We start from the raw sequence: 20,543 nt of genomic DNA on the forward strand, positions 1-20,543 counted from the left end.
ATATTTCCTCTCTTATTTACGATTCCAAAATCCGAAATAGTCTCCCATTGACTCACGGATTTCAAAGCCATATTCCTCTTCCACCAGTGGAATCGATTTGGCTTCAAGCTGTTCTATATTCACAAATGCTCCTTTTTGTATCATCAGAAGCATTGTATCAATCTGTTCTTCCGTGCCCTGTGCCTCCATGGTCACTGCTCCGTCCGCGTCATTGCGCACCCAGCCGGTCACGCCCACATAATCGGCCGCCTGTCTTGCTCTGTAGCGAAAACCGACGCCCTGCACAAAGCCCTGTACACGAATGTGTTTCCTGATTTTCTCCATTTTATCTCTTTCGCAGAAAACGATTCCGGTTTTATTCTATCACTCTATGGCTGACTTGAAAATGAAAACCAGTCTTTTCCGACTTCTTTTACCGCCCGACAGTTACAACTCTGAAACCACGGCTTACAGTCCGTCTGAATCTGGGCCGCAATCTGCCTCAGCCGCTCCACGCTCGATGAGCGAAGCTGCACCTGAATCCGATTTGCGTCACCATATCCGAGGACCTGCACTGCCTCCGGAATCCGGTTGGAAAAATAATCCATCGCCGCCTGATAATGCTCCGGATAAATCGCCAGATCCATCAAAAGAATGACAATATCATCCTCACGAACCAGCACGCGATATCCGGCAATCACACCGCTTTTTTCCAGTTTCTCCACGCGCTTTTTGGCTGCCACGCGTGAAATGCCCAGACGGTTTCCGATCTCCTGATAGGTCATGCGCCCATCCTGCTCCAGTAATTCAATTATCCTCTTGTTCTTATCGTCCATCATAGCTCGATTATATCCTAACCGGTTTCGTATCGCAATCAAATAAAAGCAATTGAGTTATTTTCGTAAGAGTCTTAAAATAAGAACATGGTTATGTAAATTTGGAGGGTTTAACTATGTGGGAATTTTTACGAGCACACCAGCTTTCAATTATGCTGTTTCTGAGTGGTGCCTGCGGTATACTGGCGCTTCTTGCGCTTATGACAACATCCATTTCCAAGTCGCGAAAACGGATTCTTGTTTCGATGGAAATCGGAGCAATGTTTCTTCTGTTGTCCGACCGCGCAGCATATATTTACAGGGGGGATACGAGCACCTTCGGGTTCTGGGCGGTTCGCATCAGCAATTTCCTGGTCTACTTTTTGACCTTGTTCTTGCTGCATGTCCTTACTATTTACCTGATTGATCTGTATCACACGGTCGAAGAATTGCAAAAAGCACCGCGTCGACTGATTGTTTGTGAAGTTCTGTTTACGCTCGGCACTATTTTGTTGATTATTTCCGCATTCACGGGGCTCTATTATACCTTCGATGCATCAAACAATTATCAGCGTGCTCCGGGCTTTTTGCTGAGCTACCTGTTCCCGGTCATGATCACCATGCTGCAATTGTCATTGATTTTTCAGATTCATTCCAAAATCAGCCGCAAAATCTATATTCCGATTATTATATTTACGCTGATCACCATGTTCGGTTCGGTGATTCAGCTTTTTGCCTACGGTCTGTCCGTCATCAACATCTCGACGGTCGGCATCTTTGTCATGCTGTTTATCTTTGTTCTGATGGACTTAAATGAACGGGCGGAAAAAGCCAACCGCATGGAAATCGAATACTTGAAAGACGAGCAGGAAAAGATCCATAACCTCTTCGAACAGACCGCAGAAGCACTTGCATCCGCAATCGATGCGAAGGATCAGTATACACACGGACATTCCACACGTGTTGCGGAATATTCCAGAGAGATTGCGCGTCTTGCCGGCAAGACGGAGGAAGAATGTGAAGAAATCTATTTCTCGGCACTGCTCCATGATGTCGGCAAAATCGGTGTTCCGGATGCGATTATCAACAAAGACGGACGACTGACGGATGAAGAATTCGATGCCATTCGGCGCCATCCGGTCATCGGCAATCAGATTCTCTCGAGCATCAGTGTCTCTCCATACCTGAGTATCGGCGCCCATTATCATCATGAACGATATGACGGACGCGGCTATCCGGACGGACTGATCGGGGATGACATCCCTGAAATTGCGCGCATCATTTCTGTCGCGGATTCCTATGATGCCATGACATCCAAACGAAGCTACCGTGATCCGATTCCACAGCAAAAGGTCCGCGAAGAAATCATCAAGGGATTCGATACACAGTTTGACGCACGCTTTGCCAAAATCATGCTTCATATGATTGACCTTGATACGGAATACGGCATGAAAGAGCAGTCTGATGCAGGTTCGCTGACCAAGCACAACGAACTTCACTGTGTCGACATCGGCAACGAATGCTCTCAGGGCATCCTGCTTACGCAGGCGCCGACTCATATTCGCGTCCACGTACGCCCGATGTCCGGTTACGATGAGAAACAGGCCAAGCCAACCCTGCTCCTCTTTGATGCGTTAGACGGTCGTGTCCATGGTCCAAAAGACAAGCTGCGCAAGGATTTGATGTATTTTGAATACGGAAAGCTTGATTTTGACGGAACCTTTGAGGCTGTGGGCTGCCGCAATTACAAACAGACCAGTACCAAGGGCAGTCTGCCGATTTCTCAGGACCGTCGTGGAATTGCATATGAAATTGATGCTGTGCGCGTCAAGGATCATCTCCAGCTGCGCGTAACCAATTATGAAAATACAAATGATATCATCATTGCCCTTCCGGACAGCACCCGATTTGCCTATTTGTCTTTGACCGGTGTCCACTGCGACATCACGATTTCTCAGGTGCGTAAAGGCGAACAGGATGTGGCCGACGATTACATTCCTCGCATCGCCGAAGAAATCAGCTATATCAAAGACATGCCGCGCGGCGATCTGTCAAATGTTCAGATTGACGGCTGGTGCCAGGCATTTACGGAACCTTTCCCAATCGTCGATGGCACGCAGATCCGCTTCCATTCCATGAGCCTGCCTACCGCACACCTCGTATGGCATTGTCCGTATATCAACATCTTCAGTTCGACTGACGGCACAGTCAAAGGTCCGGGCTACCGTGAATTTGTGCTGGTTCGCATGGATGGCGAGAACTGGGAATCCGATGCACATGTCAAAAACACCATGATGGTACAGCATTCCGAAGACTTCGGCACTTGGGAGCAGTGGAAAACCGAAAACAAGGCAGGGCTTGATTTCATCATCAACATCAAGCGCAGCGGAAACAGAATCACCATTGATTCCGAAAATGGGGGCATCATAATCCACTGCGTCACAGAAATCCAGGACAATGTGGATGCCATCTACGGTGCACTCACCGGAGATCAGGTTGCCCTGACCAACATTCATGTCACAAATTGATGCCAAAATTCACAGCATTCATTACAGTAGCATCCTCGCCCCATGGACCCGGTAAGCCCTGAACCATTTTGCGATTATTTTTTGGCTCATTCGTATGCTTTTGCCGCGCTGGGATGCATACGAACCCTATGTTTTTCGGCTCGTTCGTATGCTTTTGCTGGGCTGGGATGCATACGAACCCTAGGTTTTTTTGAGCCGGCATGCATACGAACCCTAGGTTTTTCGGCTTGTTCGTATGCTTTTGCCGCGCTGGGATGCATACAAACCCTGGGTTTTTCGGCTTGTTCGTATGCTTTTGCTGGGCTGGGATGCATACGAACCCTAGGTTTTCTTCGGCTCGTTCGTATGCTTTTGTTGGGCTGGCATGCATACGAACCCTAGGTTTTTTGGCTCGTTCGTATGCTTTTGCTGGGCTGGGATGCATACGAACCCTAGGTCTTTCGGCTTGTTCGTATGCTTTTGCTGGGCTGGGATGCATACGAACCCTAGGTTTTTCGGCTTGTTCGTATGCTTTTGCTGGGCTGGGATGCATACGAACCCTAGGTTTTGCGGCTCGTTCGTATGCTTTTGCTGGGCTGGGATGCATACGAACCCTAGTTGCCTCTTGACAAAGGTCATTACATATCAGGTTTTCATATATGCAAAAGCTCGCATCTTGATTGACAAGTGTCTTTTGAATGCCTGTACAATTTTGAAAAAAAATGTTTTATGGTTGGCGGACACCCAAAACTTTCGTATATGTACTTCTCATCTAAAGGATACCCGGGTGAATCGGAGTGCGCTATGCAAACGGAGTCTGAACCCGGGCATCCCTTAGATTGAGGAGTACATAATATCAATAAATTAAGTGTCCGCCACTTCATAAACCTGAAGGGCTTACCGGGTCCATGGGGCGAGGATGTTATTTCAAGATTACAGGCTGTGAATGGTAATAAAATGATATGAAATCGCAAGAATTTGGTTGTAACATGGTGCAGAAATGAGTATAATCACTGTTGGGTGAATCGGGAGCACCACTTTTCACCGACACAAAAGGCGCTGGATTATAAGTGAAGTCTATCCTGCGCAATATCATGAACAATTTTAGCGTCTGCGGATAGTCCGCAGACGTTTTTTTGTGGAAATTTGCGAAGCAAGTTCCAATTGAAATAAATGATGTGCATGGAAGGCAAATGAAAGGAGCAAATGAAAGGAGCAATTGATATGGTAACCATCAATGGAGAGCCGCATGATGCGGCAGGGCAGAATCTGCAATCCTATTTGCAGGATGCCGGATTTGATCTTTCGCGGATTGTCGTCGAAAAGAATCTTGAAATCATCCCACGCGATCAACTGAGCAATCATGTGATTCAGGATGAAGATGCAATAGAAGTTTTACGATTTGTGGGAGGTGGCTGAAATGATTGATCAAAAAACCTTGGATGCTGCCTTTGATGCACGATTCCCGCATGAAATCAAAGACAAACTGAGAGAGGCAAAGGTCGCAATTGCGGGATTAGGCGGCCTTGGCTCCAATATTGCTGTTATGCTGGCGCGCAGCGGCGTCGGACATTTGAAACTGGTTGACTTTGACCGGGTCGATGTGACCAATCTCAATCGCCAGATGTATCAGATTCAGCATCTGGGCCAGCCAAAGCCGGATGCTTTGCTGGATATTTTGAATCACATTAATCCGTATTTGAAATACGAAACGGTATTTACCAAAGTCACGGCAGACAATATTGTACCGATTTTTGACGGCTTCCCACTCATCTGTGAAGCCTTTGACAAACCGGACCAGAAGGCTATGCTGGTGCAGCAGACTCTGGCACAGCTGCCGAATGCCACTGTGGTTTCCGGCAACGGGATGGCCGGCATCGGCAATTCCAACGCAATCGAGACCAGACAAATGATGCGCAGACTGTATGTCTGTGGCGACCGTCAGACGGATGTCGGAAACGGAATCGGGCTTGTGGCACCACGCGTGGCAATCTGCGCAGGCCACCAGGCCAACAAAATACTTGAATTGATATTACAGGAGGGAAACCATGAATGATCCTTTGATCCTCGGAGGCAGGGAATTTGGCAGCCGCTTTATCCTTGGCTCCGGCAAATACAATATGAACCTGATCAAGGCAGCCGTAGAACAGGGTGGAGCCGAGATTATCACGCTTGCGCTCAGACGCGCAAATACGCAGGAAAGTGAAAACATCCTCGACCACATTCCTGAGCATGTCACTCTTTTGCCGAATACTTCCGGTGCGCGCAATGCCGAGGAAGCTGTCCGGATTGCGAAATTGTCCCGTGCCATGGGATGCGGAGATTTCGTCAAAGTTGAAATCATGCGCGACGCAAAATATCTGTTTCCCGACAATCAGGAGACTGTCAAAGCCACAGAAATCCTTGCAAATGAAGGATTTGTCGTGCTGCCGTATATGAATCCGGATCTCAATGTTGCGCGCGATCTGCAAAGTGCCGGAGCCGCCGCAGTCATGCCGCTTGCCGCACCGATTGGCAGCAACAAAGGTCTCGCCACACGAGAAATGATTCAGATTCTGATTGATGAAATCGATTTGCCGATCATCGTAGACGCGGGCATCGGCAAACCGTCTCAGGCATGCGAAGCAATGGAGATGGGAGCCGCCGCAGTCATGGCCAATACCGCAATCGCCACTGCCGGAAATATCCCGGATATGGCATCCGCATTCAAGCTTGCCATCGAAGCAGGACGAAAAGCTTATCTGACCGGTATGGGGCGCGTGCTTGCCAGAGGCGGCAGCGCATCGGATCCGCTGACCGGTTTCCTGCGTTAGGAGGCAGCCATGAACGAAGAGAATCAGATTTATTTTATCGACAGCGACGAGTTGCCTCCTGAGGCACTCGCACGCAAACATGCATTAGAGCAGGATCCATCCACCCGAACCGACCACATGGCTTATATGCCAGGTATGGAGGTGCTCTCCTCCGATATCAAGGACAAGGTCCTTGCTGCAATGGCAGCCTACGACTATGACAATTATACCGCCGCCGATGTGGAACGCGCGCTAGCCAATGAGCGCTGTTCGATTGAGGATTTCAAAGCACTCCTCTCCCCGGCTGCCGCACCTTATCTCGAGCAGATGGCGCGCAAGGCAGAGCTCGTGACACGCAATCACTTTGGCAATACAGTCTACATTTTTACACCGCTGTATATCGCCAACTATTGCCAGAATTATTGTGTTTACTGCGGATTCAACTGCTATAACAACATTCGTCGCAAAAAGCTCTCATTCGAAGAAATCGAGCACGAAATGCAGGTCATTGCCGCAACCGGAATGGAAGAAATCCTCATGCTCACAGGCGAAAGCCGCAAATATTCCGATGTTCATTACATTGGCGAAGCGGTCAAAATCGCACGCAAATATTTCCGCAACATCGGTATCGAAATCTATCCTGTCAATGTGGATGAATATCGCTATCTGCATGAATGCGGAGTCGACTATGTTACCGTCTTTCAGGAGACCTACAATCCGGACAAATATGAAACCCTGCATCTGCTCGGTCACAAGCGTGTCTGGCCGTATCGCTTTGATGCGCAGGAACGCGCCCTGATGGGCGGCATGCGCGGTGCAGGCTTCTCTGCATTGCTCGGGCTCGATGACTTCCGCAAGGATGCACTGGCCACAGGACTGCATGTCTATTATCTCAATCGCAAGTATCCGCATGCGGAACTCTCACTGAGTTGTCCACGTCTGCGCCCGATTGTCAACAATGACCGCATCAATCCGCGCGATGTCGGTGAACGCGAGCTGTGTCAGGTCCTGTGTGCTTATCGCATCTTCCTGCCATTTGCCGGAATTACGGTCTCAAGCCGTGAATCTGCCGCTTTTCGCAACGGCATTACCAAGATTTGTGCAACGAAAGTTTCTGCTGGAGTATCCACCGGAATCGGGGATCATGAGTCAAAATATGACAAAGAACATCCGGACTGTGCCGACAACAAAGATGCCGGTGATGAACAGTTCGAAATCAATGACAGCCGCTCCATCAAGGCAATGTATCATGACATGGAAAACGGCGGTCTGCAACCGGTATTAAATGATTATATCTATGTCTAAAGAATCGATGTGTAAAGAATCAATCGCGATTACGAATCGCAACCTTGCTAAAAATGAATATCTGCTGCAGATTCAAAAGATTCTGCAGCATCACCCGCGTGCGCTGATTCTGCGCGAAAAAGATCTGGATGAGGATGCTTATGAAATGCTCGCGCAGTCTGTGCTAACCCTGTGCCGACAATATGAAGTGCCCATGCTTTTGCACGGACATATCGAAACAGGACCGCGCATTGACTGCGATGCCATCCATCTGCCTTTTGCGCAATTCTGCAAATATGCAGAAGAAGAACCGGACCTGCTGTCTGCATACCGCATTCGCAGTGTCTCCTGCCACAGTCTTGATGAAAGCCTCGAAGCCGAGCGCCTCGGCGCAACACAGATCGTGCTGGGCACCATCTTTGAGACAGAATGCAAGCCGGGTCTTGCCGGCAGAGGCATCCAATTTGTGCGGGAAGTATGCAGTGCCTGCAGGATTCCCGTATATTCCATCGGCGGCATCAAACCGGACAATCTCCAATCCATCCTCGACGCAGGCGCGGCCGGCGGATGCATGATGTCCTGGTTTATGCAACTTCCGTAATCAAATGTCCGGGATTTTACATGACGCAGCTATGTCCACCGCGATATTCCATATCGTCGTCTTTGACATAGCGCGCCTGAAATTCCATATTGATCTCGCGCAATTCCTTTTTGCCTTCAATATAATCATCATACATTTCGGCAAGTCCCGCCATGCAGCCATCGCAGTTGGCGTCGATATTGCCTAATGATTCTCTTACAATCTGTTCTCTTTCTTCCTTTGTGGTATCTTTGATTAAGTATGACATTTATTTTTCCTTTCTGATTTTTACAACAAATATATTACAAAATATAGCACAATTATCAAAAATTCATAATATCCATTTTACAAATCTCATGTTAAAATAGTATGCAGTCTATTTTATTGAGGGGAAGTAAATATGATTACATCACTACGCATTGATAGGGCGCTTAGGGAAGACTTCTATCAATCCAAATTTGATTATTTTCGAACGGTCAGCTTCTATTCGGCGATTCTGACTGTTTTGATGCAGACAACCTATTTTGTTACCGATTGTCAGATTTTCGGACATTTTGCTTACAAAACCGTGATTCCGCGTTTCAGTGTCATCGTTCCGATTCTGTTTTTGCTGATTGTCAACAAACATATCAAAAGCTATAAGGTCGGCGCGATTCTGTATTATCTGTTTCCACATATTGCCATGTGGGCTACCATCTGGACGATTGTCTATCTGCCGAACCGTGATTTTGCACGAGAAGGATTCATCATCATGCACTTTGCCTTTCTGGCTGTCGGCATGGCGATGCCGATCAAATATCATCTTGTTGCACACGGTCTGCTTTTTGCCAATATCATCCTGTCCAATCTGTGGATTCACTATGCAACCTTTGATATGATGCTGACGCTTGCCGCGCCGCTGTTCATCGGATGCGTATTGATGCTTTACATCAACGAAAAAGCATACCAGGATCATTATCTCATGCTGCGCGATGTCGCACATAATTCCATCACAGACCAGCTGACCGGCGCCTACAACCGCAAGATTCTGACACGGATTCTGAATCAGGATCATCCGACGCTCAAACATGATTTTTCGGATGACATTGTCGTACTGATGCTCGATCTGGACAAATTCAAAAATGTCAATGATACCTACGGCCACGAAGCCGGAGACCACATTCTCCAGCTGCTCTGCGATACCATAAGCAAAACGGTTAAAGAAACCGACTATATTATCCGCTGGGGCGGCGAGGAATTCGTCGTATTCCTCATGGGCTATACGCTTGAACAGGGTCGTGCGACCGCAGAAGAGATTCGTTCACGCGTCTCCAAAGTCGAGACCGGAATCGAACCGATCACCGTCTCCATCGGTGTCTGCCAGTATCATGGCGAAGATTATCACGAGACCATACGCCGGGTTGACCATGCGCTCTATTATGCAAAAGACCATGGTCGCAACCAGGTTATTCTTGAGACCGAGATTCCGAATTAGGAATCCGGTCTCTCTTTTGATGAATGAACCATTTTGAAAAAAGGTTTATGAAGTGGCGGACACTTAATTTATTGATATTATGTACTCCTCAGTCTAAGGGATACCCGGGTTCAGACTCCGTTTGCATAGCTCACTCCAATTCACCCGTGTATCCCTTAGATGAGAAGTACATATACGACAGTTTTTGAGTGTCCGCCAACCATAAAACTTTTTTCAAAATTGTACAGGCGAATGCGGTGAATGGCAACAGTTCAAGTCTCGCTTGCGAGACTTGGCGCGAGATTTGCGTCAGCGTAGCTGACATATTTCATATGCAAATCTCTGCGCATCCTCGCGGAGCGTTTATCTCAGTCGGAGATTGTATCCCCGACTGAGATAAACAGATTGACAATCGTTACCAAGGAGATTCCGCCCCCTATGACATAAAAGCTCTCCACACGCTGCAAATCCAGCGCATGCGCGCAGACGAAGGAGCCACATGGCATAAAAAGTACTGCCACCGTAAAAATAATGCTAAAGACTCTACCGAGATATTCCGGATCAACCGCAATCTGGACATGCGACATGAACAAAATATTAAATCCGGCCAGTGCCATACTAAACAGTCCAAACGGGAGCAATGCCAGATATGCAAAGGCATGTTTTGCCAAAACCGGCTCCAGCAAAAGCGACAATCCTGTTCCAAGCAGGCAAAGGAGCAATGTACGCACGCGATTTTGCATTTTCACCAGCACTTTCGAGCAGAAAAACGCACCGATAATGCCTCCGACAGCGCTCACAGACAATGCTTTTCCGTAAAAATGCGGCACCTCTGCGGCAAACACGCGGTCCATATATGGCAAAAGCAGATTGTATCCGGCAAGGAAGAAATTGACAAATGCTGCGAGAATCAGCAAAAACAAAATATGCTTTTCACCCCACAGATAACGGAATCCGGCGGCAATCTGACCCAAAACGGATTCCTTTTGTTTTGGACTATCATTGAACGCTTCCGATGTGATTCCCGTCAGGCGCATTTCTAAAAGCGCAGATACGAGAAATGTACCTGCATCAAACCACATTGCACCACGGGCACCGATCAGGCCGACCAGCATCACGCCGATGACCGGTCCGATTAGCCCAATCATCTCGCCGCCCGCATGTGCAATTGAATTGGCAAATCCAATCCGATCTCTCTCGATCACTTCACGCACCAGCGCTTTGTACGTCGGCGAATTAAAGGCATATACGACCGCAAGCAGCGCATTCGCCACAATCATCACCTGCGCCATCCAGCCACTCCCGATGAACAATCCCAGCAAAGCGCAGATGCATGCGGCAATCAGATCCGTCACGATGACCAAACGCTTGCGATTGCCATGATCAGCCTTCGCACCACCGATCAGATTAAAGAGAATCTGTATCAGCGTCTCCGCACTCTGATACAGTGCCAGCACCCATGGCTTTCCAATCAGGTTAACAATCGTAACATTGTTTGCATAATCAAATACCAGATTGCCAAACTTCGAGGTCCATCCCCCAATCCACAATAAAGCTTCATTTTTTCGTATCCCACGAACGCGATTTTGACTCATAAAAAAACCTCCGTTTCTTTTCTCCTACTATAAGAGATTGAAAACAGAGGTTTATTCTTTTTGCATATATGCAAATTTTATGACTTTTTCGTATACTTCCGACAATCGGTGCGATAATTATTGGCCAGATTTTCGCATCCCAGCCACTCATAGACCGTAATCGCCTGCTGCATACGCTCCATTCCGTGTTCCCGCTGTCCGGTTTGATACTCGTACAAACCAAGCAGAAAATGATAGATGTTGCGCTCATACAACTTCGTCTCATCTTCCAGGAATTCCGGCAGATGCTCCCGGTAATAGTCTGCGTATTCCGTTTCCCTGCGCTGTATGCAGGTCTCAAAAATATTCAAAAGCACAACCACCGCGAGCTTTTGGTTCTCACCGGTCTCCTTTGACTTATGATAAATTTCCTGTCCCATCCTGTGCAATAACGGAATCTCAAAAAACAAATACAGATTCCCGATCAGAATCAATTCATAAATTCTCCACTGTTCGACGGAAAACAGATAGTCCGCCACCTCATCCAGATATTCCGGCGGAAACGGGATGGTCTCATCACATTTGCAGATGAAACTCTGCGCCAGAATCATATTCAAATGATACTGATAGATGGACGGATTTGCAGCATATTTTGCCTTTTGCTCCTCGAAAAGTCTCCGGAATCCGTCAATGTCGCGTTTGTATTCCAGTGGCACCAGTTGCGTCATAAATGCGATATTCTCTGATCTCTGATGATGGTACATGACATCCACGAATTCACCAATCTCAACCTTCATATTCGCCAGTGCCCGCATAAATTTTGTCACGGACAAATCACTCTCGCCCCGTTCAAACCGCGACAGCTGGGAAACCGAAACCTCCTCATCCGCCACCTGCTTGAGCGGGATATTGCGATTCTTTCGGATATCATGAAATGTCTGCCCGAATTCCCATGTATCTTCGTGATATTGCATGACTCAAAGCTCCTTTTCATGATTGACACAGATTTCGTTCCAGCAACAGTCGCCACAGATGTTCTCGCGCTTTTTCGCATCGATGATCCGGCTTTTTACGGTCTCCATAAAATGCGCATAGGTAATGCAGGCTCCATCCTGCAGACCGCAGGCCACAAGCACCGCCTCATCATATCGTTTTACCTTTGGATTGTCCTCACATGCGCCGTCAATGTTGTTCGGGCACTGCCTGCAGACTTCATCCGTCGCCACCTGCAGCGTGATCAGCTGCGCCGGATCCGCCTCGAGCCGCTGCATCACAGCACCCATATGGTCGGTGAACTCCTCGCTGTAGCCTTTTCCTTCATAAAATTGAAAGCACATCCCATGGTGCGGACGCAAAATCATATGATTCCCTCCCATTTTTATAACTGTTCCTTAATCTTCTGGCCAGTCGGAGTCGCCGCGATGCCACCGAGTCCGCTTTCGCGAATCTTATAGCTCATCTCTTTGCCGATGGCGCTCATAGCATCAAAGACCTCATCGGCCGGAATGGCACTTCGAATGCCTGCCAAGGCAAGCTCAGCAGAAGTAACTGCATTCATCGCGCCACAGACGTTGCGCTTGACGCATGGAATCTCGACCAGCCCGGCAACCGGATCGCAGGCAAGTCCAAGCAGATTCTTGAGTGCGAGTGCCGCGGCATTCGCGCAGATATCGCCCGATGCGCCCTGCAGATAGGCCAGTCCTGCTGCTGCCATCGCACTTGCGGCTCCGATTTCGGCCTGGCATCCGCCCTCCGCTCCGGAAAGGGATGCGCGCGCTGCTATGACACTGCCGACACCGGCTGCCACAAACAAGGCTTCCGTCATCCGCTCATCGGAATATCCCTTTGTCTCCTGTGCCGCGAGAAATACCGCCGGAACCACGCCGCAGGATCCCGCAGTCGGTGCCGCCACGATACGCTTCATGCAGGCATTGCTCTCTGCTACACGCAGCGCCAGCTCCATCACCCTTCCGGTGAATGCGCCGACAAGCGCGTCGCCGGAATCGAGATATTTGCGCAGCACAGCAGCTTCTCCGCCAACCAATCCGCTGTTGCTTTTTCTCTTTTCATCATAATTTTGTGCAGACTCTTTCATCGCCTGATACATCTGTTGCATTGCCGCAAAAGACGCCTCCTCCGAAATTGCACGCTCCTTGCAATCATCCAGCTGCACCAGCTTCCAGAAAGGAACGCCGGTGTCCGCTTCCTCACGACATATGATTTCTACCGATTCAAACATATTTTTCTCCGAAATAAAGATTTATTTTTTTGGCGAAAAATAAGCCACGCCATAGATTCCTTCGAGATGTTCCAGTGACTGAATCGTCTCTTCCGGTACCTGCTGGTCACACTCGATGACCATCGTCGCTTCTCCGCCGCGGTTCTTGCGATGCAATTGCATCGTCGCAATATTGATTCCACGGTCTCCCAGATGTCCCGTCACGGTGGTGATACAGCCTGGCTGATCGTAATTTCGTACGATCAGCGTCGGCAGCTCTCCCGAGAAATTCGCCTCGCAGCCGTCCAATTTGTTGATTTGGATGCGGCCTCCGCCGATGGAGGAAGCAATCACTTCCAGAACGCGTCCGCTGACACCTTGCATCACAATCTTAACGGAATTGGGATGGACATCGCCCAGATCGACAGAACTAATGGCAAATGCCATTCCGCGCGCTTTTGCCAGAGCAAAGCTGTTCGGGATTTCGATGTCGTCCACTTCCATCCCAAGCAGTCCGGCCACCAACGCTTTGTCGGTGCCGTGGCCTTTTCCGGTTGCAGCAAACGATCCGTGCAGATAAATATCCGCATGCGCAATCGGTTCCCCCAGCAGCTTGTTGCATACATTCCCGATTTTGACTGCTCCCGCAGTATGCGAGCTGGATGGCCCGACCATTACCGGTCCAACAATATCAAACAAATTCATACTATGTAATCCTCTCGTTTTTTGGTTTACATCGCGGTCGCCAGAATCGCCATATATGGTTTGCCCGGCAAATCGACTGTGACACGACCGGTCGCATGCGTATGCACCGTCGTGCGTGTCATATTCCAGGTGTCAATGACCTCGACGCGATATTCTTTGCCCTCCGGCAAATTCATATAATCGCGCGCACCGCAACGCTGATATAAATATTTCAACAGCACAGTCTGATCCTCTGTGCGTCCTGTGTATTCATGTTCAAAAATATCAAGCACTTTCTGCTCATCCGGGTCAGCCTGCGCAAGTGCAAGCGGAAAGCTCCTTCCGGATACCGTCCCCTCAAAATTCGCCTTCACTTCGTCCGGCAGATTATCCAGGAATTCAAATGGTGCCGCCTTGTATGGCATCATCGGTGCTCCAAACGATTCCACAATCCGACGCAAAAATGCGATGCGCTCCGGCGATTTGCCCTTTAATCTGCCGCCCTTTGCCCACCAGACGATATCATTGTCATCCAAAAATGTCTCGCCATGCGTGCAGTATGCGCCACTGGCGATTGCCATCCAAAACCGTGCCGTCATCTCCTCCCCGGAGAGATTGCCCCAGCCTTCCGGCAAATTGCCCTCATAGCAGCATTCATCCACACAGATCGGCTTGCGATGCTCCATGATGCGATCCGCGATATAGCTCAAATATTTCACCTGATACGAGCCGTGTGTGATATTCGGGCGCCCCATATCCCAAGTCCTAAAACAGTTGTGGTTGGACAGCAGATGTCCGCGCGGATTATGGGAAGCCACAAATTCCTCAATCTCATACCACTGTTCCATCGAAATGGAGGCAAGCATCAAATCATATTCATTTGCCAGCGACCACCAGACATTGTCACAGTCGCCCAGTCTCTTGAGACAGTATTCCAGATATGCCAGATTGTCGGCCTGCGACATGCTCGCAAATCCCCAGTGGTCATATGAATGAAACAGAATCAGATCACATTCTATCTCCATCTCATCGAGGCGGCGAATCACCTGCTCCAGATGATTCCAAAATGCCTCGACCGGCTTTGCCGTATCCCAGCTGCCATCCGCACGCTTCTCAAACGGCAGATACTTTGGCTCGTTTTGATTATATTGATAATGTTTCGGAAATACACACATACGCACCTTGTTAAACGGCGACTCTGCAAGCGACGCAAAAGTCTGCTCAATCAGTGCCTCCTCCTGATGCGCCAGTGCATAGATTGTCGTACCAAACGGGAAATACAATGTCCCGTCCTCATATTCAAAATGCGTGTCAGCTACACGCACCATTCCGTGTTTTCCCATCGTAACCCTCCTTTTTGACACATGTCCTACTCATTATATCACAAAAAACCAGAGTGTACCGATTCCATCGATACACTCTGGTTCCCATTCACAGCCTATATTTTAGTAACATCCTCAGTCCATGACCCGATAAGCCCTTCGCAATTTTGCGAATATTTTAGGGTTTCAATATGCAAAAGGCGAGCATCACACATGTGTCTTTTGATGAATGAACCATTTTGAAAAAAGGTTTATGAAGTGGCGGACACTTAATTTATTGATATTATGTACTCCTCAATCTAAGGGATACCCGGGTTCAGACTCCGTTTGCCAAGTGAAATGACAAAATGAGTTTTGTGTTTATAGGCACCATGCATTACGCAACGTCGTGTTGCAATCGCATTTGCGCCGCCTTCCGTGGCGGCGCATGCCTATAAACATCAAAACTCATTTTTATTTCACTAGGCTCACTTCGATTCACCCGGGTATCCCTTAGATGAGAAGTACATATACGAAAGTTTTGGGTGTCCGCCAACCATAAAACTTTTTTCAAAATTGTACAGGCATTCAAAAGACGCATGTCAATCAGGATGCGAGCTTTTGCATATATGAAAACCAAAATATTCTTGCAAAGCGAAGGACTTACTGGGTCATGGACTGAGGATGTATCAAACACTACAGGCTGTGAATGGTAAACCCGGTCTGATTATCTGGAGAATTGCTTTGCGAATTCCACAGCGGCCTTCAAATCCTCTGCGTTTGGTCTGCCCTTGTGCAGGCCCTTGAATTCGCCTTTACAATGAAATTCCTTTTCATCCATCTCGATTCCGACGCGCTTTGCCTCTGCCTTTACTTTTTTGTAGGTAGAATTCAGCATTGCTGCCGAACCAAAGTTGACGATTTTGCCAACCAGCTTCTTATCCAAAGAGGAAATGAACTGCTTCACCTCCGGATTAATTGTAAAAGCATAAAAAGAATTGCCCAGGAACAAATAGTCCACCGGCTCTGTCACCGGCTCTGTGATTGGCAGTGCCTCTACACCGAGCGCCTGCGCGATCTCTTCTGCCAATCTCTTGGTATTACCCGTTTTTGTATAATATCTAACTGCAAAAGTCATTCGAATAGCCTCCTTTTCCTTTTTCACTATTATATTGCGCACAATCTTTATTGTCAAGAAAATTCTGTTCATTTTATTTTGCATGCTGCACGCTAATGTTCTTCGCGGAACATCATCAGTGCAACAGCAAACAAAATTGCTACCGAAATCCAAATGGTATGCAGTCCCAGGTGAAGCGACAATACGCCGCCCACTCCGGCGCCGATTGCAAAGACAAGAATGATGCCAAAGAAATGCAATGCTTTTCTCAATGCTGCGCGGTCATGCTCCCGCAGATAGCACGAGAAACTCTCCGTGCCACTGCGCAGATTGCCGATGCACATCGTGCTCGCATAGCCATAGCCGTGCACTTTGCGAAATGTCTGCACCTGCATCGCACAGGCAAATGAGACCATCATGTTGGCAATCATGTTGGTCGAAGGAGCCATAAATCCCACTGCCAGCAAGGCAATCATCTCGATCACAAGAATAATCTGACGCCAATGCACACTCTTTTCATTTTTGAAACGGTTTTCGACCTGCTCTGCCACAAAAATGCCGAGTGCAAATGCCAAAAGCGGACTCATATATTGCAGTCCGCTCATCACCTGTCCCTGCATGAAATTCTGGCTCATCAAAACCACATTACCCGTCTGCGCGTTTGCAAATACATGCCCGCGCAGATTATAAGTATATGCGTCCTGAAGTCCGCCCGAAAATGACAATAGCGCGCTCAGGCGAAAACTCTCCGAAGTTTGCATCTTTTCCTCCAAATCTGCTTCTACGAAACAGAAACACTCAGTACATATTCTACACCCTGCGGAACTTCGATACCTGGATTAACAAACGAAACCTCCGGCTGTTTGCCCAGGTCTTCGAGTCCCATCATAAAATGGCACAATGCGATGCCAATGTCAATCTTTTGCAAATCGCCGGTTGCCTCTTTGTCATAGCCCTTATCTTTCTTCTCATAAAAATGATAGACGCCATCGATTTCCACGATTCTCCACGGCTGCTTATTGACAGCCGACGGAGCCAGACGCACCATCTCAAAGACATCCGAAAGCTCCGCTGTCGCCAGTGGATTACCCCATGAATCCTTGAAAAACAGTTGTTCCGCTTTCAAACGGGTGTCTGCCTTGACGCCTTTGCGCATCATCACCTCTTTTAATGAGCGCTTTGCGGCCGGATAACCCAACGGGCTGACACATGGCATCAGTTCATCAGCCTGTACATTTGCTGCCTTTTCAAACAATTCACGCTTCATGGTACCGCCAATGAATACGGTACCGATGCCAAGGCTTTTTGCATGAAGAACCAGTTTTTCAAACGAATAACCATATGCGACCTCTGCATTTGGCTGTTTTTTGACCTTCGCTGCCACATATTCTGTCTCTCCCGCAAGTACCGGACTTGAAAGCCCATGCTCCTTTGCATCCAGCATCACAAATTCTACCGGGATTTCAAACGGATTGCGAATTGCTTTTGCATATGCTTCCAGTTCGCTTTGGTGTTCTGCGCTCAATGGACGCGCATCATAGGTACGAACGCTCTTTCTTTCCTTAATCAGTTCTAAAAGGTTACTCATTTTTCTCCGCCTTTCATTCACAAAAACATCCTGTTCTATTGCTTCTTCTAAGAAACGAATAATAGCATCAAATTCCCACCGAGTCAATAGGGTTTAAAACAAATCCAGCATACTGTCCAGATAGATTTCTTCCCGTACCACGAGATGGTATTGCGGTTTGACCATATAATAAAGCAGCATTTCCAGCAACACCGCACTTCCGAGACCGCGTCCCTCCAGCTTGAACTGTGCAAATCCTCGTGGCGCATAAATGTTTTGAATCTCATGCAGCCCGATAAATCCCGGATTGTTCATTGCATCCGAAAGCCGATAGCCGCGCTCTGCCGTCGGCGAGACGCAAATATGATCTTCGACCGCCTCGCCAAGACTCTTTCTGCTGACATTCTCATAGCACGCCTTGCGGTCATAGCAGTCAAACCAGCAGCACTCGTTGCACAGGAATTCCACTTTTGCCTTCTGTTGCGGACTCATATTACTCAAACGCTCCGTCTCCGGATTCAGCCTGAAGTCCGGCACCACATAGCGAAATTCCGGTCGGTTACATTCCGTAACCAACTCCGCAAAGTCCGTCAGGACCTTTGTCGTAGAGGATACAAAATAAAATTGCGGGTATTTCTCCATCAGATAGGAAAGCAGCAGATCCGATGCAACAATGATTCCATTTTGAGAATCGGCAAACAGTTCACACAGACGATTGCACCTCGGGTCCTGCAAGTGCTCCGGTCGAAGCAGGCTGTTGCTGAAGGTCAGTCGCGCAGAGATCCCGTGTTCCCGCATCAGCTTTGCAACCGCTTTGGCATCCGCATCACCAAAGCCGACGCGACCGCCGCCCCAGATTGCATCCGCAGGTGCCCCATAGATGGAACCAATCTCGCACCAATCATAGAAATATTCCCGGTGCTGTCGATAGAGTTCCAGAAAGACCTGATAAAAATCATAAAATTCAAAGAGCCCCGGCAGATGATAGTAAATCTTATGTTTATTCATTCTTAAAAATTGCCCACGGAGAACGATTCGTGTGATTACGCTCCTGATCTTCTTTCCATTCCTCGATCATTTCTCCAAGTTGCTGTTCATACTGCTTTGTCAGCTTAATCAGTCTGAGTGCCATATTAATCCTCCCAAGTTGCTAAAATATCCAATCCAATTTGTAATGCTTTTGCGTGCGAATCACAACCGAAATCCCGCGCATCATACTCATGCACATTTGCAAGTGAGTCTCCTGTGAACAGAAATTGTCCGAATTTTGCACCGCGCTTTCTGCTGCATGCAGCAAGTGCCGCGCATTCCATCTCGACTACGCGACAGCCTTCCTTCAGGCGATATTGCACCATATCCTTGGTTTCGCGGAAGAAACCATCCGTCGTCCATGTCGTACAGGTGATAAATGGCAGATTGTGCTTCTTGAAACAATTCTCGATTGCAGCGACCGGTGCTTCGTCCAGCGCAATCGTGCGCGACGCCGGCAGATAATGATAAGAAATCCCCTCATCGCGAAGTGCCTTGGTTGGAACCAGAAATACATTTTCCGGAATCTCATCCAGCACACCGCAGGATCCTGTCGCAATAATCTTTTTACATCCGCATGCAATCAAAGAGTCCAGAATCATTGCAGATGCCGGTGCACCGACAATCGACTGCACCAGACAGATGTCCTCATCGCCTTCGTGAAGCACATAGATTTTCACCGGATGCGAAAAAGTGATCAGTTCCTCCACCACTTCCGCATGATGCGCTTTCGCATATTCGTGTACTTCATCACTCAAAAATGCAAAGAGACATTTCTCCGGCAGTTTTAATTCTGTAATATCATGATTTGGTGCGATGACCTCAAGCGATGTATCATCGTATTCCAAAATCGGTAACTCGTGTTTAGTAATCATTATATTTCCTCCTGATTATTCACGGGATTCATAGCAAATATGCAAGTACTGCTTCCAAATCTTCCAGAACCACCTCTGCCAACTCCTTCATTTCGGCATCAGCAGGCCGCAAATCCGGCACCATGATTGGTCTGAGTTTCCCACTGTGTGCCGCACGAATGCCATTGTAGGAATCCTCGATTGCAAACGCGCGAGTCGGCGCCACCCCGACCTTTTCGCAGGCAAGCAAAAAAATATCCGGTTCCGGTTTGCTTCTTTCCACCATATCGCCGGTGACAACTTCATCAAAATAATCCAGAATCTTTGCATCTCTTAGCTGATTGATCACCGTCTGACGGCGCGTCGAGGAAGCCAGCGCAATTCGCTTGCCATGGCTTTTGAGATACTCCAATATTTCGCGCACACCTCGCTTCATCGGCAGGCGGCCACCGTCATATCGCTCATGAAACATGACCGAAGCTTCCGCTGCATACTCGTCATACGGGAAATCCGGTCCATATGTTTCCATCATAATTTCGCGGGTGCGTGCCATCGTCGTGCCGGTGCAGGCCAGATACGGCTCCATGATATTTGGAATCGCATACTTGTCTGCCAGCTCCAGCCAGCACTCGAGCACCGCACGCTCCGAGTCAAAAATGACTCCGTCCATATCAAATACTACTGCATCAAAATCTCTCATCATCTCAGCCCTGCATCCTTCTTAATCGTAGTTCAAGTCTCGCTCGCGAGACTTGGCGCGAGATTTGCGTCAGCGTAGCTGACATATTT

The 20,543-nt window shown here is 48.2% G+C and carries 23 protein-coding genes; 7 read left to right on the forward strand and 16 right to left on the reverse strand.

Annotated features, from left to right (window positions below; all coding sequences use genetic code 11):
- Positions 1–12: 12 nt before the first annotated feature.
- The gene (locus CSX02_RS11940; RefSeq protein WP_099386839.1) at positions 13–324 is read right to left on the reverse strand and encodes an acylphosphatase; all 312 of its coding nucleotides are present in this window, start codon (positions 322–324) and stop codon (positions 13–15) included.
- Between the two features lie 44 nt (positions 325–368).
- Complete coding sequence (locus CSX02_RS11945) at positions 369–818, reverse strand: Lrp/AsnC family transcriptional regulator (protein WP_031542866.1); 450 nt, start codon at positions 816–818, stop codon at positions 369–371.
- A 113-nt stretch (positions 819–931) separates the two neighbouring features.
- Here CSX02_RS11945 and CSX02_RS11950 point away from each other — a divergent pair, with 113 nt between their 5' ends.
- The 6 genes from CSX02_RS11950 to CSX02_RS11980 all read left to right on the forward strand — a co-directional run bounded on the left by CSX02_RS11950 (position 932) and on the right by CSX02_RS11980 (position 7,978).
- Entirely contained in the window at positions 932–3,322 is a 2,391-nt protein-coding gene (locus tag CSX02_RS11950) for an HD-GYP domain-containing protein (protein WP_207653788.1), read from the forward strand.
- 1,185 nt (positions 3,323–4,507) lie between these two features.
- On the forward strand, positions 4,508–4,720 hold the full coding sequence (thiS, locus tag CSX02_RS11960) for a sulfur carrier protein ThiS (protein ID WP_242970482.1): 213 nt from the start codon (positions 4,508–4,510) through the stop codon (positions 4,718–4,720).
- 1 nt (position 4,721) lies between these two features.
- Entirely contained in the window at positions 4,722–5,357 is a 636-nt protein-coding gene (gene thiF, locus CSX02_RS11965; protein WP_099386841.1) for a sulfur carrier protein ThiS adenylyltransferase ThiF, read from the forward strand.
- Positions 5,350–6,114, forward strand: coding sequence for a thiazole synthase (locus tag CSX02_RS11970; protein WP_031542857.1), 765 nt, complete (start codon positions 5,350–5,352; stop codon positions 6,112–6,114). Before thiF ends, CSX02_RS11970 begins: the two co-directional genes overlap by 8 nt.
- A gap of 9 nt (positions 6,115–6,123) precedes the next feature.
- Positions 6,124–7,398: a 2-iminoacetate synthase ThiH gene (gene thiH / locus CSX02_RS11975; protein WP_099386842.1), complete on the forward strand. Its 1,275-nt coding sequence runs from the start codon at positions 6,124–6,126 to the stop codon at positions 7,396–7,398.
- Positions 7,391–7,978, forward strand: coding sequence for a thiamine phosphate synthase (locus CSX02_RS11980; protein ID WP_242970483.1), 588 nt, complete (start codon positions 7,391–7,393; stop codon positions 7,976–7,978). The genes thiH and CSX02_RS11980 overlap by 8 nt, the downstream gene beginning before the upstream one ends.
- 16 nt (positions 7,979–7,994) lie before the next feature.
- Here the strand turns inward: CSX02_RS11980 and CSX02_RS11985 are convergent, their stop codons facing one another.
- The gene (locus CSX02_RS11985) at positions 7,995–8,225 is read right to left on the reverse strand and encodes a purine biosynthesis protein PurH (protein WP_099386843.1); all 231 of its coding nucleotides are present in this window, start codon (positions 8,223–8,225) and stop codon (positions 7,995–7,997) included.
- A gap of 132 nt (positions 8,226–8,357) precedes the next feature.
- Between CSX02_RS11985 and CSX02_RS11990 the strand changes: the two genes are divergently transcribed.
- Positions 8,358–9,431 (forward strand): GGDEF domain-containing protein, encoded by a 1,074-nt coding sequence (locus tag CSX02_RS11990; protein ID WP_099386844.1) that lies wholly within the window; start codon positions 8,358–8,360, stop codon positions 9,429–9,431.
- A 347-nt stretch (positions 9,432–9,778) separates the two neighbouring features.
- Here CSX02_RS11990 and CSX02_RS11995 read toward each other — a convergent pair whose 3' ends face one another.
- The 13 genes from CSX02_RS11995 to CSX02_RS12055 form a co-directional block, all read right to left on the reverse strand.
- Positions 9,779–11,005, reverse strand: a complete 1,227-nt coding sequence (locus CSX02_RS11995; protein ID WP_099386845.1) for an MFS transporter — start codon at positions 11,003–11,005, stop codon at positions 9,779–9,781.
- A gap of 77 nt (positions 11,006–11,082) precedes the next feature.
- A complete protein-coding gene (locus tag CSX02_RS12000) occupies positions 11,083–11,958 on the reverse strand; it encodes an Rgg/GadR/MutR family transcriptional regulator (protein WP_099386846.1) in 876 nt (291 codons plus the stop codon).
- A gap of 3 nt (positions 11,959–11,961) precedes the next feature.
- Entirely contained in the window at positions 11,962–12,345 is a 384-nt protein-coding gene (locus CSX02_RS12005) for a DUF1284 domain-containing protein (RefSeq protein WP_189281565.1), read from the reverse strand.
- Between the two features lie 17 nt (positions 12,346–12,362).
- Positions 12,363–13,223, reverse strand: coding sequence for an L-serine ammonia-lyase, iron-sulfur-dependent, subunit alpha (gene sdaAA, locus CSX02_RS12010; RefSeq protein ID WP_099386848.1), 861 nt, complete (start codon positions 13,221–13,223; stop codon positions 12,363–12,365).
- Positions 13,224–13,244: 21 nt separating this feature from the next.
- Positions 13,245–13,907: an L-serine ammonia-lyase, iron-sulfur-dependent subunit beta gene (sdaAB, locus tag CSX02_RS12015; RefSeq protein WP_099386849.1), complete on the reverse strand. Its 663-nt coding sequence runs from the start codon at positions 13,905–13,907 to the stop codon at positions 13,245–13,247.
- A 26-nt stretch (positions 13,908–13,933) separates the two neighbouring features.
- A complete protein-coding gene (locus CSX02_RS12020; protein WP_099386850.1) occupies positions 13,934–15,229 on the reverse strand; it encodes a DUF5605 domain-containing protein in 1,296 nt (431 codons plus the stop codon).
- A 685-nt stretch (positions 15,230–15,914) separates the two neighbouring features.
- Entirely contained in the window at positions 15,915–16,325 is a 411-nt protein-coding gene (locus tag CSX02_RS12025; protein ID WP_099386851.1) for a flavodoxin family protein, read from the reverse strand.
- A gap of 92 nt (positions 16,326–16,417) precedes the next feature.
- Entirely contained in the window at positions 16,418–17,065 is a 648-nt protein-coding gene (locus CSX02_RS12030; protein WP_031542834.1) for a YoaK family protein, read from the reverse strand.
- A gap of 20 nt (positions 17,066–17,085) precedes the next feature.
- A complete protein-coding gene (locus CSX02_RS12035; RefSeq protein ID WP_099386852.1) occupies positions 17,086–17,892 on the reverse strand; it encodes a nitroreductase family protein in 807 nt (268 codons plus the stop codon).
- Between the two features lie 93 nt (positions 17,893–17,985).
- Complete coding sequence (locus tag CSX02_RS12040) at positions 17,986–18,879, reverse strand: hypothetical protein (RefSeq protein WP_099386853.1); 894 nt, start codon at positions 18,877–18,879, stop codon at positions 17,986–17,988.
- Positions 18,872–19,003: a hypothetical protein gene (locus tag CSX02_RS14000; protein WP_272756535.1), complete on the reverse strand. Its 132-nt coding sequence runs from the start codon at positions 19,001–19,003 to the stop codon at positions 18,872–18,874. The genes CSX02_RS12040 and CSX02_RS14000 overlap by 8 nt, the downstream gene beginning before the upstream one ends.
- 1 nt (position 19,004) lies before the next feature.
- Positions 19,005–19,775, reverse strand: coding sequence for a nucleoside phosphorylase (locus tag CSX02_RS12050; RefSeq protein WP_031542829.1), 771 nt, complete (start codon positions 19,773–19,775; stop codon positions 19,005–19,007).
- Positions 19,776–19,803: 28 nt separating this feature from the next.
- Positions 19,804–20,457, reverse strand: a complete 654-nt coding sequence (locus tag CSX02_RS12055; protein ID WP_242970484.1) for an HAD family hydrolase — start codon at positions 20,455–20,457, stop codon at positions 19,804–19,806.
- Positions 20,458–20,543 lie beyond the last annotated feature (86 nt).

It is taken from the genome of Agathobacter ruminis, from assembly GCF_002735305.1.
In the GTDB taxonomy this organism is placed as follows: Bacteria; Bacillota; Clostridia; order Lachnospirales; family Lachnospiraceae; genus Roseburia; species Roseburia ruminis.

Coding starts and splice junctions, on each gene's coding strand:
- CSX02_RS11995 (WP_099386845.1), bottom strand. CDS start 11,005: ATGAGTCAAAATCGCGTTCGTGGGATACGAAAAAATGAAGCTTTATTG.
- CSX02_RS11980 (WP_242970483.1), top strand. CDS start 7,391: ATGTCTAAAGAATCGATGTGTAAAGAATCAATCGCGATTACGAATCGC.
- CSX02_RS12025 (WP_099386851.1), bottom strand. CDS start 16,325: ATGACTTTTGCAGTTAGATATTATACAAAAACGGGTAATACCAAGAGA.
- thiS (WP_242970482.1), top strand. CDS start 4,508: ATGAAAGGAGCAATTGATATGGTAACCATCAATGGAGAGCCGCATGAT.
- CSX02_RS11990 (WP_099386844.1), top strand. CDS start 8,358: ATGATTACATCACTACGCATTGATAGGGCGCTTAGGGAAGACTTCTAT.
- sdaAB (WP_099386849.1), bottom strand. CDS start 13,907: ATGAATTTGTTTGATATTGTTGGACCGGTAATGGTCGGGCCATCCAGC.
- CSX02_RS11985 (WP_099386843.1), bottom strand. CDS start 8,225: ATGTCATACTTAATCAAAGATACCACAAAGGAAGAAAGAGAACAGATT.
- CSX02_RS12035 (WP_099386852.1), bottom strand. CDS start 17,892: ATGAGTAACCTTTTAGAACTGATTAAGGAAAGAAAGAGCGTTCGTACC.
- CSX02_RS12005 (WP_189281565.1), bottom strand. CDS start 12,345: ATGATTTTGCGTCCGCACCATGGGATGTGCTTTCAATTTTATGAAGGA.
- CSX02_RS12020 (WP_099386850.1), bottom strand. CDS start 15,229: ATGGGAAAACACGGAATGGTGCGTGTAGCTGACACGCATTTTGAATAT.
- CSX02_RS12000 (WP_099386846.1), bottom strand. CDS start 11,958: ATGCAATATCACGAAGATACATGGGAATTCGGGCAGACATTTCATGAT.
- CSX02_RS12030 (WP_031542834.1), bottom strand. CDS start 17,065: ATGCAAACTTCGGAGAGTTTTCGCCTGAGCGCGCTATTGTCATTTTCG.
- CSX02_RS11950 (WP_207653788.1), top strand. CDS start 932: ATGTGGGAATTTTTACGAGCACACCAGCTTTCAATTATGCTGTTTCTG.
- thiF (WP_099386841.1), top strand. CDS start 4,722: ATGATTGATCAAAAAACCTTGGATGCTGCCTTTGATGCACGATTCCCG.
- CSX02_RS11940 (WP_099386839.1), bottom strand. CDS start 324: ATGGAGAAAATCAGGAAACACATTCGTGTACAGGGCTTTGTGCAGGGC.
- CSX02_RS12040 (WP_099386853.1), bottom strand. CDS start 18,879: ATGAATAAACATAAGATTTACTATCATCTGCCGGGGCTCTTTGAATTT.
- CSX02_RS14000 (WP_272756535.1), bottom strand. CDS start 19,003: ATGGCACTCAGACTGATTAAGCTGACAAAGCAGTATGAACAGCAACTT.
- CSX02_RS11970 (WP_031542857.1), top strand. CDS start 5,350: ATGAATGATCCTTTGATCCTCGGAGGCAGGGAATTTGGCAGCCGCTTT.
- CSX02_RS11945 (WP_031542866.1), bottom strand. CDS start 818: ATGATGGACGATAAGAACAAGAGGATAATTGAATTACTGGAGCAGGAT.
- CSX02_RS12050 (WP_031542829.1), bottom strand. CDS start 19,775: ATGATTACTAAACACGAGTTACCGATTTTGGAATACGATGATACATCG.
- sdaAA (WP_099386848.1), bottom strand. CDS start 13,223: ATGTTTGAATCGGTAGAAATCATATGTCGTGAGGAAGCGGACACCGGC.
- thiH (WP_099386842.1), top strand. CDS start 6,124: ATGAACGAAGAGAATCAGATTTATTTTATCGACAGCGACGAGTTGCCT.
- CSX02_RS12055 (WP_242970484.1), bottom strand. CDS start 20,457: ATGATGAGAGATTTTGATGCAGTAGTATTTGATATGGACGGAGTCATT.